Annotated in this window: 12 protein-coding genes; 2 read left to right on the top strand and 10 right to left on the bottom strand. The window is 73.9% G+C overall.

All coding sequences use genetic code 11. The annotated features are described in order from the left end of the window. Positions 1-23: 23 nt before the first annotated feature. From IG94_RS0119140 to IG94_RS0119170, 7 genes are all read right to left on the bottom strand, one after another. A complete protein-coding gene (locus tag IG94_RS0119140) occupies positions 24-1,166 on the bottom strand; it encodes an acyl-CoA dehydrogenase family protein (protein ID WP_031037988.1) in 1,143 nt (380 codons plus the stop codon). Between the two features lie 80 nt (positions 1,167-1,246). After that, the gene (locus IG94_RS0119145; RefSeq protein ID WP_031037990.1) at positions 1,247-3,097 is read right to left on the bottom strand and encodes an acetyl/propionyl/methylcrotonyl-CoA carboxylase subunit alpha; all 1,851 of its coding nucleotides are present in this window, start codon (positions 3,095-3,097) and stop codon (positions 1,247-1,249) included. Between the two features lie 8 nt (positions 3,098-3,105). Next, positions 3,106-4,713 (bottom strand): acyl-CoA carboxylase subunit beta, encoded by a 1,608-nt coding sequence (locus IG94_RS0119150; RefSeq protein ID WP_031037992.1) that lies wholly within the window; start codon positions 4,711-4,713, stop codon positions 3,106-3,108. Beyond that, a complete protein-coding gene (locus IG94_RS42600) occupies positions 4,710-4,877 on the bottom strand; it encodes a hypothetical protein (protein WP_157852273.1) in 168 nt (55 codons plus the stop codon). The genes IG94_RS0119150 and IG94_RS42600 overlap by 4 nt, the downstream gene beginning before the upstream one ends. Then, positions 4,874-6,544 (bottom strand): acyclic terpene utilization AtuA family protein, encoded by a 1,671-nt coding sequence (locus IG94_RS0119160; RefSeq protein WP_031037994.1) that lies wholly within the window; start codon positions 6,542-6,544, stop codon positions 4,874-4,876. The genes IG94_RS42600 and IG94_RS0119160 overlap by 4 nt, the downstream gene beginning before the upstream one ends. After that, positions 6,541-7,347 carry a TIGR03084 family metal-binding protein gene (locus tag IG94_RS0119165; RefSeq protein ID WP_031037996.1) on the bottom strand — a complete coding sequence of 269 codons (807 nt, stop codon included), beginning with the start codon at positions 7,345-7,347 and terminating at the stop codon, positions 6,541-6,543. The genes IG94_RS0119160 and IG94_RS0119165 overlap by 4 nt, the downstream gene beginning before the upstream one ends. Before the next feature lie 271 nt (positions 7,348-7,618). Beyond that, the gene (locus IG94_RS0119170; RefSeq protein WP_031038000.1) at positions 7,619-8,584 is read right to left on the bottom strand and encodes an EamA family transporter; all 966 of its coding nucleotides are present in this window, start codon (positions 8,582-8,584) and stop codon (positions 7,619-7,621) included. 205 nt (positions 8,585-8,789) lie between these two features. Between IG94_RS0119170 and IG94_RS0119175 the strand changes: the two genes are divergently transcribed. Beyond that, entirely contained in the window at positions 8,790-9,242 is a 453-nt protein-coding gene (locus tag IG94_RS0119175) for an NUDIX hydrolase (protein ID WP_031038002.1), read from the top strand. A gap of 28 nt (positions 9,243-9,270) precedes the next feature. Here the strand turns inward: IG94_RS0119175 and IG94_RS0119180 are convergent, their stop codons facing one another. Both IG94_RS0119180 and IG94_RS0119185 read right to left on the bottom strand, forming a co-directional pair. Beyond that, entirely contained in the window at positions 9,271-9,684 is a 414-nt protein-coding gene (locus IG94_RS0119180; RefSeq protein ID WP_031038006.1) for a hypothetical protein, read from the bottom strand. Between the two features lie 109 nt (positions 9,685-9,793). Further along, on the bottom strand, positions 9,794-10,729 hold the full coding sequence (locus IG94_RS0119185) for a zinc-binding dehydrogenase (RefSeq protein ID WP_031038009.1): 936 nt from the start codon (positions 10,727-10,729) through the stop codon (positions 9,794-9,796). A gap of 122 nt (positions 10,730-10,851) precedes the next feature. On the opposite strand from IG94_RS0119185, the gene IG94_RS0119190 reads away from it, so the two are divergent. After that, positions 10,852-11,466, top strand: a complete 615-nt coding sequence (locus IG94_RS0119190; protein ID WP_031038013.1) for a TetR/AcrR family transcriptional regulator — start codon at positions 10,852-10,854, stop codon at positions 11,464-11,466. Between the two features lie 25 nt (positions 11,467-11,491). Here the strand turns inward: IG94_RS0119190 and IG94_RS0119195 are convergent, their stop codons facing one another. Beyond that, complete coding sequence (locus tag IG94_RS0119195; protein ID WP_031038015.1) at positions 11,492-11,872, bottom strand: winged helix-turn-helix transcriptional regulator; 381 nt, start codon at positions 11,870-11,872, stop codon at positions 11,492-11,494. Positions 11,873-11,990 lie beyond the last annotated feature (118 nt).

Consider the following 11,990-nt stretch of genomic DNA (forward strand, 5'->3'; position numbering starts at 1 on the left):
TGCGACTGGTACGACTGGTACGGCTAGTACGACTTGGGCAGGCCCAGGGTCTGGTGGGAGACGTAGTTGAGGATCATCTCCCGGCTCACGGGGGCGATACGGGCGACGCGGGACGCCGTGATCAGCCGGCCGAGCCCGTACTCGCGGGTGAGGCCGTTGCCGCCGAGGGTGTGCACGGCCTGGTCGACGGCCCGCACGCAGGCCTCCCCGGCCGCGTACTTGGCCATGTTGGCGGCCTCGCCGGCGCCCGCGTCGTCGCCCGCGTCGTAGAGGTGGGCGGCCTTCTGCATCATCAGGCGGGCGAGTTCGAGTTCGATGTGCGCCTGTGCGAGGGGGTGCGCGATGGCCTGGTGGGCGCCGATGGGGGTCTTCCAGACGGTGCGCTCGCGGGCGTAGTCGAGGGCCTTGCCCAGCGCGTGGCGGCCCATGCCGATCCCGAACGCGGCGGTCATGACGCGCTCGGGGTTGAGTCCGGCGAACAGCTGGAGCAGCCCCGCGTCCTCGTCGCCGACCAGGGCGTCGGCGGGCAGCCGGACGTCGTCGAGGACCAGCTCGAACTGCCTCTCGACGGCGCTGAGTTCCATGTCGATGGGGCGGCGCTCGAAGCCGGGGGTGTCGCGCGGAACGATGAACAGGCAGGGCTTGAGCCTGCCGGTGCGGGCGTCGTCCGTGCGGCCGACGATCAGGGTGGCGTCGGCGATGTCGACGCCGGAGACGAAGACCTTGCGGCCGGTGAGGAGCCAGTCGGTGCCGTCGCGGCGGGCGGTGGTGGTGAGGCGGTGGCTGTTGGAACCGGCGTCGGGCTCGGTGATGCCGAAGGCCATGAGGCGGGTGCCGTCGGCGAGGCGCGGGAGCCACTCGCGCTTCTGCTCCTCGGTGCCGAAGCGGGCGATCACCGTGCCGCAGATCGCCGGGGAGACGATCATCATGAGCAGGGGGCTCCCCGCGGCGCCCAGCTCTTCGAGGACGAGGGCGAGTTCGGTGATGCCGGCGCCGCCCCCGCCGTATGCCTCCGGCAGGTTGACGCCTATGTAGCCGAGCTTGGCTGCGGCTTGCCAGAGGCGTTGGTTGTCTTCGGGGTCGAGGGTGTGGGGGTGGGTTTCGGCGAAGGCGGCTACCGCTGCGCGGAGGGACTTGTGCTCGTCGGATTCGATGAGGGTGGTCACTGTGCTCCTTCGGGTGCGGGTTGGGTGTGGTTGCTCGCGCCCACGCGGCGGAGCCGCATATTCAATGCAGCCCCGCGCCCCTAATCGGCGTGTTCCTCCACTACGGCCAAGAGGGTGCCGACCTCCACCCGCCTGCCCGGCTCGGCGTTCAGCGCGGTGAGTGTTCCCGTGGCCGGGGCCGTGATCCGGTGTTCCATCTTCATGGCCTCCAGCCAGAGGAGGGGCCGGCCCGCCTCCACCGTCGCTCCCTCGGTCACGCCCTCCGCGACGCGGACGACCGTGCCCGGCATGGGGGCCAGGAGGGAGCCGGGGGCATGGTGGGCGGTGGGGTCGGGGAAGCGGGGCAGGGCGGTGAGGGTGGTGGCGTTGACGTGGACGCGGTCGCCGTAGCGGGCGATGTCGAAGCTCCGTCGTACGCCGTCCGTTTCGAGGACGACCCGGTCGCCGTCGGCGTGGATCACGCGGACGCCGTCGGCGGTGAGGCCGGTCCGGGTGTGGTGGTAGCGGACCTCGTGCTCCTCCCCGGCCACGGCGTACCGCTTGACCTGGGGTTGCGAGGGCAGGTTGCGCCAGCCGCCGAAGCGGCCCGCGCGTGCGCTCGCGTCGGCGAGGGCGGCGACCAGCGGGGCGAGGGGGTCGGGGGCCGGTTCGGTGAGGGCGGTCAGATGGCGGTCGTAGAAGCCGGTGTCCATGCGGCCGGACGTGAACTCCTCGTGGCGCAGCGAGCGGACGAGCAGGTCGCGGTTGGTGACCGGGCCGTGGATCGCCGCGCGTTCCAGCGCGCCGGCGAGGCGGCGGACGGCCTCCGCGCGGGTGGGCGCGTGGGCGACCGCCTTGGCGAGCATCGGGTCGTAGTGGACGCCGATCTCGTCGCCGTCGGAGCAGCCGGTGTCCAGGCGGATGCCGTCCGGGACGGCGAGGCGGTGCAGGCGGCCGGTCTGCGGGGCCCAGCCGCGGGCCGGGTCCTCGGCGTACAGGCGGGCCTCGACGGCGTGTCCCCGCGCGCGCGGAGGGTCGTTCTCCAGGGCGTGGCCTTCGGCGATCCGGAGCTGGAGGGCGACGAGGTCGATGCCGAAGACGGCCTCCGTGACCGGGTGTTCGACCTGGAGGCGGGTGTTCATCTCCAGGAAGTGCGCCCGGCCGTCGGCGACGAGGAACTCGACGGTCCCGGCGCCGACGTAGTCGACGGCGCGGGCGGCGCGTACGGCGAGGTCGTGGAGTTCGGCGGTGAGTCCGGGCGCCAGGCCGGGCGCCGGGGCCTCCTCGATCACCTTCTGGTGGCGGCGCTGGAGGGAGCAGTCGCGGGTGCCGAGCGCCCAAACCGTGCCGTGGGTGTCGGCGAGGATCTGCACCTCCACGTGGCGGCCGTTCTCCAGGTACGGCTCGACGAACACCTCGCCGTCGCCGAAGGCGCTCGCGGACTCCGCGCGCGCGGCGGTCAGTTCGGCGTCGAGGTCGGCGAGGCGGCGTACGACGCGCATGCCGCGTCCGCCGCCGCCGGCCGCCGCCTTCACCAGCACCGGCAGGTCGGCCTCGGTGACGCCGGCGAGGGGCGCGACGCCCATCAGCTCCTTGGCGCGGGTCTTGGACGCCATCGCCTCGATGGCCTCGGGCGGCGGCCCGATCCACACCAGTCCGGCGTCCTGCACGGCGCGTGCGAAACCGGCGTTCTCGGACAGGAAGCCGTAGCCGGGGTGGACGGCGTCGGCGCCGGCGGCGACGGCGGCCTTCACGATCAGGTCGCCGCGCAGGTAGGTGTCGGCGGGGGCCGCGCCCGGCAGGCGTACGGCGGCGTCGGCCACGCGCGCGTGGAGGGCGTTCTCGTCGGGGTCGGAGTGCACGGCGACGGTGCGGATGCCCGCCTCGCGGCAGGTGCGGAAGATCCGGCAGGCGATCTCGCCCCGGTTGGCGACCAGTACGGAAGCAATCACGTGGTTCCTCACATCCGGAAGACGCCGAAGCCGCCGCGGGCGCCCTCGTAGGGCGCGTTGTGGACGGCGGACAGGCACAGGCCGAGGATGGTTCGGGTGTCGCGCGGGTCGATGACGCCGTCGTCGTAGAGCCGCCCGGACAGGAACATGGGCAGCGACTCGGACTCGATCTGCTGCTCCACCATGGCGCGCAGCGCCGCGTCGCCCTCGTCGTCGTACGGCCGGCCCTTCGCGGCGGCGGACTGGCGGGCCACTATGGACAGGACGCCGGCGAGCTGCTGCGGGCCCATGACGGCGGACTTGGCGCTGGGCCAGGCGAAGAGGAAGCGGGGGTCGTAGGCGCGGCCGCACATGCCGTAGTGACCGGCGCCGTAGGAGGCGCCCAGGAGGACGGACAGGTGGGGGACGCGGGAGTTGGAGACCGCGTTGATCATCATGGCGCCGTGCTTGATGATGCCGCCCTGCTCGTACTCCCTGCCGACCATGTAGCCGGTGGTGTTGTGCAGGAAGAGGAGCGGGATGTCGCGCTGGTTGGCGAGCTGGATGAACTGGGCGGCCTTCTGCGACTCCTCGCTGAACAGGACCCCTTGTGCGTTGGCGAGGATGCCGACCGGGTAGCCGTGCAGGCTCGCCCAGCCGGTGGTCAGGCTGGTCCCGTACAGGGGCTTGAACTCGTCGAAGTCGGAGGCGTCGACGATCCGGGCGATCACCTCGCGCGGGTCGAAGGGTGCCTTGAGGTCGCCGGGGACGATGCCCAGCAGGTCTTCCGGGTCGTACTTGGGCGGCTCGGCGAGGGGCGGATCGGCGTACGCCTTGCGGTGGTTGAGGCGGGCGACGACCCGGCGGGCCTGGCGCAGGGCGTCCGGCTCGTCCTCGGCGAAGTGGTCGGCGAGTCCCGAGGTGCGGGCGTGCATCTCGGCGCCGCCCAGCGACTCGTCGTCGCTCTCCTCGCCGGTGGCCATCCTGACCAGCGGCGGACCGCCGAGGAACACCTTGGCGCGCTCCTTGACCATGATGACGTGGTCGGACATGCCGGGGATGTACGCGCCGCCCGCGGTCGAGTTGCCGAAGACCACGGCGACGGTCGGGATGCCGGCCGCCGACAGCCGGGTGAGGTCGCGGAAGATCGCGCCGCCGGGGATGAAGATCTCTTTCTGGGAGGGCAGGTCGGCGCCGCCGGACTCGACGAGGCTGATGCAGGGCAGCCGGTTGGCGAGGGCGATGTCGTTGGCGCGCAGGGCCTTCTTCAGCGACCAGGGGTTGCTGGCACCGCCGCGCACGGTCGGGTCGTTGGCGGTGATCAGGCACTCGACGCCCTCGACGACGCCGATGCCGGTGACGAGGGAGGCGCCGACGGTGTACTCGGGGGCCTCGCTGCCCCAGGCGGCCAGCGGGGACAGTTCCAGGAAGGGCGTGTCGGGGTCGAGGAGCAGCTCGATGCGCTCGCGGGCCAGGAGCTTGCCGCGTTTCCGGTGCCGGGCCACGTACTTCTCGCCGCCGCCCGCGAGGGCCTTGGCGTGTTCCGCGTCCAGGTCGGCGAGTTTGGCGAGCATGGTCTCGCGGTTGGCGAGGTGTTCGGGGGCGGCGGGGTCGAGGGCGGAGGCGAGGACGGTCACAGCGGGACCTCCGGGGTGCGGGGCGGGGCGGCCGACTGCGGGGCGTTCGGCGTGTGCGGCGGGGCGGTCTTCGACGGCAGGCGGCCTTCCGGCCCGTACGGCGCGACGGCCGTCGGCGGCAGACCACCCGGCGGGACCGGCGGCACCGGCGGGACGGCGGTCACAGGAGGGCCTCCGGGATGTCCAGGTGCCGGGCGCGCAGCCATTCGCCGAGCGCCTTGGCCTGCGGGTCGAAACGGGCCTGCGCGGCGACGCCCTCGCCGAGGATGCCCTCGACGACGAAGTTCAGGGCGCGCAGGTTGGGGAGCGGGTGCCGGACGACGGGCAGGTCGCGGGCCTCGGGGATCAGCTCGCGGAACCGGTCGGCGGTCAGTTCGCGGGCGAGCCAGCGCCATGCCTCGTCGGTCCGGGCCCACACACCGACGTTGGCGTCGCCGCCCTTGTCGCCGCTGCGGGCGCCGGCCACGAGGCCGAGGGGGGCGCGGCGGACGGGGCCGGGCGGGAGGGGCCGCGGCAGGGGTGGTTCCGGTACGGCGCGCAGTACGGCGGTCTCCTGGACGTCCGGCACCGGCACCCGGCGTCCGTCGTGGCGGACGGCCACGTGGGCGACGGTGTTCCGGGGGACGTGGAGGGCGTCGAACACCCCGTAGGGCATGCCCTTCCCGGGCGGCGCGAGCACGTGGAAGCCGGGGTAGCCGGCGAGGGCCAGCTCGACCGCGGCACCGCTCAGCGCCCGCCCGACGACCTGCTGGTCCGCGTCCCGGACGACGAGCCGCAGCAGGGCGCTGGCCGTCTCCTCGGTCGCGGCGTCGGGCCGGTCGGTGCGGGCCAGGTCCCAGCGGACGTCGGCGACCCTGTCGAGCACCGGCTCCAGCTGGGCCCGCAACAGCGCAGCCTTGGCCTCGACGTCGAGGCCGGTGAGGACGAAGGCGACCTCGTTGCGGTAACCGCCGAGGCGGTTCAGGCCGACCTTGAGGGTGGGCGGCGGTGCCTCGCCGCGCACCCCTTCGACGCGGACCCGGTCGGGCCCGTCCTGGCTGAGCCGTACGGTGTCCAGCCGGGCGGTGACGTCGGGGCCGGCGTACCGGGCGCCGTGCGTCTCGTACAGCAGCTGGGCGGTGACGGTGCCGACGTCGACGAAGCCGCCGGTGCCGTCGTGCTTGGTGACGACGGAGGTGCCGTCGGCGTGCAGTTCGGCGAGCGGGAAGCCGGGGCGCCGTACGTCGCCGTCCTGGAAGAAGGAGTAGTTGCCGCCGGTCGCCTGCGCCCCGCACTCCAGGACGTGCCCGGCGACGACGGCGCCCGCGAGCCGGTCGTACTCCGTCGGCCCCCAGCCGAAGTGCGCGGCGGCGGGCCCGGTGACCAGCGCGGCGTCGGTGACGCGCCCGGTGACGACGACGTCGGCGCCGGCCCGCAGGCACTCGGCGATGCCGAACCCGCCGAGGTAGGCGTGCGCGGCCAGCGCTCCCGGGTGGGCGGCGGTGAGGTCGTCGCCCTCGACGTGCGCGACGCGGACGGGGATGCCGAGGCGGTCGGCCAGCACCCGCACGGCGTCGGCGAGCCCGGCGGGGTTGAGGCCTCCGGCGTTGGTGACGATACGCACGCCCCGTTCGCGGGCGAGGCCGAGGCACTCCTCCAGTTGCCGCAGGAAGGTGCGGGCGTACCCGGCGCCGGGGTCCTTCAGCCGGTCGCGGCCCAGGATGAGCATGGTCAGCTCGGCGAGGTAGTCGCCGGTGAGGACGTCCAGGGGGCCGCCGGTGAGCATCTCGCGCATGGCGTCGAAGCGGTCGCCGTAGAAGCCGGAGGCGTTGCCGACGCGGAGCACGCTCACCGGGCCTCCCCCTGCGGGGTCCCTCGCGGCGGGCGTCCGGCTCCCGGCGGTCCGGCGAAGGCCTGCGCGATGTCCAGCCAGTGGCCGGCGTCCCGCCCCTCGGCGGCGAGGGCGAGGTCGGCGCGGTGGGCGCGCCGGGTGGCGAGGAGGCAGAAGTCGAGCGCGGGGCCGGTGACGCGCTGGGTGGCGTCCTCGGGGCCGAAGGTCCACAGGTCGCCGCCGGGCCCGGTGAGTTCGACGCGGAACTGCTCGGCGGGCGGGGTGAGTCCGTGGACGGCGTAGGCGAAGTCCCGGGCGCGGACGCCGATGCGGGCGACGTGCCGCAGCCGGCCGGTGGGCGGGCGTACGACGCCGAGGGTGTCCGCGATGTCGAGGCCGTGGGCCCAGGTCTCCATGAGGCGGGCGGTGGCCATGGAGGCGACGGCCATGGGCGGCCCGTACCAGGGGAAGCGGCTGCCGGGTGCCGCCGCGCGGAGCGCCTTGTCGAGGGCGGCTCGCCCTTCCCGCCAGAGAGCCAGCAGCGCGGCAGGCTCCTGCCGGGCGCCGCCCTCGGCGCCGTCGTCGACGTACCGGTCGGGCGCGGCGAGGGCCTGCTCGACCAGGCGCCGGAAGGCGTCCTCGTCGGTGACGGCGGTCAGGGCGGCGCGGTCGGTCCAGTTCAGATGGGCGATCTGGTGGGCGACCGTCCAGCGGGGCGCGGGGGTGGCGAGCCGCCACTGGCCGGGCGTCAACCGGGCGATCAGCGCGTCGAGTTCCTCGCTCTCGTCACGCAGGTCGTCGATCACGGGCGTCGGATCGGACACGATCGCTCCCCTCGGGCACGGCGGCGTGCGGCGCGGTGTGGTGAGGAGCATGGCAGGGGGCCAGAAAACAATCAAGCACGCTTGCTGGCTTTTTACGCTTGCTGGCTTTTCACGGCCACACCGCCCGACCCGATGGCGCCGGGCGGGAAATCGGGCTCCGTGACATCGGCCGAAGGGGGCGGGCGCCACCTGCCGGACACCGACGGGCTCGATCTCGATCGGCGCGGCCCGGTACCACGGGTGGGCAGGGCACGGTCCGCGCCCTGCACGGTCAGGAAACCGCCGGCGCCTGCCGCTTCCGGCGCCCGACCTGGGTTCGCACCGCGCCGATGCTCGCCGCGACGACCAGGGCGATGGCGGCGGACTGGGCGGCGCTCAGGGCCTGGTCGAGGACGAGGAAACCGGCCCCGGCGGCGATGGCGGGCTCCAGGCTCATCAGGACGGCGAAGGTGGGGGCGGGCAGGCGGCGCAGGGCGAGGAGTTCGAGGGTGTAGGGCAGTACGGAGGAGAGCAGGGCGACCCCGGCGCCCAGCCCGAGCGTCACCGGGTCGATCAGCTCGGCCCCCGACTCCACGATGCCCAGCGGCAGGAACAGCAGCGCCCCGACCCCCATCGCGAGGGCCAGCCCGTCGGCCTGCGGGAAGCGGCGTCCGGTGCGGGCGCTGAAGACGATGTACGCCGCCCACATGGCGCCCGCCGCCAGCGCGAAGGCGGCACCGGCCGGGTCGAGGCCGTCGAAGCCGCCGCCGCCCAGCAGGAAGACGCCGGCCAGGGCGAGCCCGGCCCACACCAGGTTGACGGCACGGCGGGAGGCGAGGACGGACAGGGCGAGCGGGCCGATCACCTCCAGGGTGACTGCGGGGCCGAGCGGGATGCGGTCGACGGCCTGGTAGAAGAGGCCGTTCATACCGGCCATGGCGGCACCGAAGACGACGACCGTGCCCCAGTCGGCCCGGGAGTGGCCGCGCAGCCGGGGCCGGCAGACCAGCAGCATGACGACGGCGGCCACGGCCAGCCGCAGCGTCACCACGCCGAGCGCCCCGGCCCGCGGCATCAGGGTCACCGCGAGCGCGGCGCCGAACTGCACGGACAGGCCGCCCGCGAGGACCAGCCCGACCGGCCCGAGGGAGCCCCGACGGCCGCCGCCCTGCCCGGAGTCGAGTACGGCCGCGGGATCGCCCACGGGGGCGGCGACGGCCGGGGACGGGGTGCCGGGGTCGGCGCTGGGGGTACTCACGGGGGCTCCGGGACGGTGGGCGGGTGGACGTAGTTCAACACGTTGTACGGCACGGTCCAGAGTAATGGACCCTGTCAGGCACGTCGCTCTCTTACGCAACTGTCAGGTCCCGGAGACTCACCTGTCAACGCGTGTCCGCCAGGCGAACCGGAGGCGGAAGGGACCGCCCGGCCGGGCCGGCGGCCGACCGGGTACCGTCCGCCGTGTGAGACGACTCCTGACCCGCCTCTGGCGCCTGCTGCGCCCCGTGCAGAGCCGCCTGATGTGGCTGCTGCACGCCAAGTACGTGGTCGGCGTGACCGGCGTCGTGCGCGACGACGAGGGACGGGTCCTGCTCCTGAAGCACCGGATGTGGCCGCCGGGCCGCCAGTGGGGCCTGCCGAGCGGCTTCGCGCACAAGGGCGAGGACTTCCGCCAGACCGTGGTCCGGGAGGTCAAGGAGGAGACGGACCTGGACGTCGAGGTCGGCCGCCTGGTCATGCTCAACAGCGGCCTGCGCACCCGCCTCGAAGTGGCCTACGAGGCCCGCCTGCTCGGCGGCGAACTGCGCCTCGACCCGGCCGAGATCCTGGACGCCCGCTGGTGCCGCCCCGACGACCTCCCCGCGGACGCCCAGCCCGTGTGCGTGCCGCTGATACGGGGCGAGACGACGCCCTGACGGGAACGCGGGGTCCCGTCCCACGCCGTCACCGGGTCGGCGCCGCCCCGGCGTCCCGGTCCCGCCACGCCACGACGAGCAGGGCTGCGCCGCCCGCGATGCTGACGCCGGAGTTGACCAGCAGGTCGGAGGTGGCCATGCCGATGGCGCCGCCCCAGTAGGCGAGTTGTGAGGCCGCGTCCCAGAGGATGTACATCAGCGCGTTGACGACGACGAGTCTGCGGCGGTCGGCGGCGCGTTCGAGGCCCATCGCGATGACGGTGACGGCGATGATCAGCACGTGGTAACCGGCCACGGCGTACCACTGGAAGCGCCGCGTGGGAGTCATCTCCCCGCCGAGGTAGGCACGGTCGATGACCTCGGGGGCGAACGCGAGCACGGCGGTCTGTGCCAGGTTGAACGCGATGTATATCCACAGGACGACGCGCAGCGGAAGTCTCATGTGATCATGTTCGCAGCCGAGTTGACTTCTGACGACGACGGCGACGCGGGAGACGCCGGCGACGAGCCCGCGCCCCGCTCGGCCCGCGTTCCGCCCGGGGCGGGCCCGCTCATCCGACGTCGAGAACCGCCTTGCCGTGCAGCCGTCGGCCGAGCAGCGCCTCCACCGCTTCCGCGTGCCGCGTCCAGGGGCCGCGCCAGCTGATGCCCGGGTCAAGCCGGCCCGCGGCGACCTCGTGCGCCAGCCAGGTCAGGTCCGCGGAGAAGTCGGCGCCGGGGTCGCCGAAGAGGAAGAAGGTGCGGATCGACCGGTCGTGCCGCCCGCCGTCGCCCAGCAGGACGTCCGGCGACAACACGGCGTCGGCCCGGGAGGAGCGGCCCACGCTGACGAGGGTGCCGCCCGCCTCCAGCGCGGCGAAGGCGTCGACGAGGTGCGGTCCACCGACGTTGTCGAGCACGGCCCACACGGGCTGCCGTACGTCGGCGGGCTCCGGGTGGACCTCGTGCGCGCCCAGGGCCCGCAGCGCGTCCGCCCGTTCGGGGTCCCGGCTGACGGCGACGACGTGCGCTCCCGCGCGGGCGGCCAGCTGGACGGCGTACCGCCCGACACCGCCGGAGGCGCCGGTGACCATGACGCGGCGGCCGAGCACCGGCCCCATCCGGCGCAGTACGTGCAGGGCGCTCAGTCCGGCCACCGGGACGGTGCCGAGCGCACCGGGGTCGGCGTCCTGCGGGGCGGTGCCGAGCAGCGCGGCGGGCACGGCCCGCAGTTCGGCCCAGCCCGTGTACCCGACGGTGACGACCCGCTCCCCCTCGGCCGGGCCGGAGCCGTCGGCGGCCGCCCGTACGACGACACCGGCCGCGTCCCAGCCGAGCACGGTGCCGTCGGGCGTCTCGGGCCGGGTCGCGGCGTGGACCTCGCCGGAGTTCAGGGAGACGGCCTCGACCCGGACGAGCGCCTCGTGGGCGGCGGGCCGCGGCTCGGGCACGTCCTCCGCCAGCGTCAGATGTCCCGGCGAGGCGTGGTCGACGACGAGTGCGCGCATGGGGGTGCCTTTCACCTTCGGATGACCTTGGGATTCTGACGCGGGAGCGAAAGTGCCACAGTGTGGCATTGGCTCCAGTAGAGCATATGCACATCGCAGGCACGCGCGCTAGAATCCGTCCGATGCCCCCCTCCGCCCTTTCCACCTCCGCCGAAGAGCCGGTCACCCTGCGCGAGCGCAAGAAGCAGCGCACGCGCCGGGCCCTGGCCGACACCGCCGTCACGCTCTTCGGCGCACGCGGATTCGACGGCACCCCGCTGGACGCGCTCCTTGAGCAGGTCGAGGTCTCCCGGCGGACCTTCTTCCGCAACTTCCGCTCGAAGGAGGACGTGGCGCTCACCGCCGTCAAACAGCTCTGGGACGCCTACCTGGAGGCCGTGGACGCCGCCGAGAAGTCCGGACCGCTGGCCGACGTCCTCCTCGGCGCCATGCTGGCCACCCTGGAGCGCATGGACGAGGACTGGTACCGGCGCTTCCCTCCCACACTCCGGCTGGTCGCCGACTCACCGGCGCTCGACGGCCACGCCCTGCGGCACTGCGCCGAGGTCCAGGAGGAGCTCGTCCGCCGGCTGGGCGTACCGGACCGCCTCGAACTGCGGCTGCTCATCGAGTTCTTCGTGGCCGCCTGGCACTGCACCCTGGACGAGTGGCTGCCGGACTGCGCACCGGGCGAACTCCCCGCCCTGCTGCGCCGCTCCTTCGCATCGATGACCTCGGCCCTGACCCTGGAGGCGTGAGCACGCCGGCACCCCGGCCGAGCCCTCAGCCGCGGTGCGCGACCGCCCCGGGACCGGCGTCGAGCGCGTCGAGCACCGCGTCGACGTTCTCCCTGGCCCACTCGGTCAGCACGTGGATCGGCCCGGTCAGCGACGCCCCGAGCGGGGTCAGCTCGTACTCGACGCGGGGCGGTACCTCGGCGTAGGCGTGGCGGCGGACGAGTCCGTGCGCCTCGAGCCGGCGGAGGGTCTGGGTGAGCACCTTGCGGGAGATGCCGCCGATCAGCTCGATCAGCTCGCCGTGACGCACCGGTCCCCTGCTGAGACCGGCGAGCACGACCACCGTCCACTTGTCGGCGATCAGCTCGACCGTCAGACGCCCCGGGCAGTCGGCGAGAAAGGGATCACCAGGACCGAAACCGCTCATGGCGCCAACGGTACCTGCGGGTTCCTGTCGGAAACCTAGCCTGGTCACTCCCCCATTCGGCCGTCCCGGCCACCTCGGCCGTCTCGGCCACCTCGGCCGTCTCGGCCACCTCGGCCGT

Origin of the sequence: Streptomyces olivaceus (genome assembly GCF_000721235.1) — a bacterium.
Taxonomy (GTDB): domain Bacteria; phylum Actinomycetota; class Actinomycetes; order Streptomycetales; family Streptomycetaceae; genus Streptomyces; species Streptomyces olivaceus.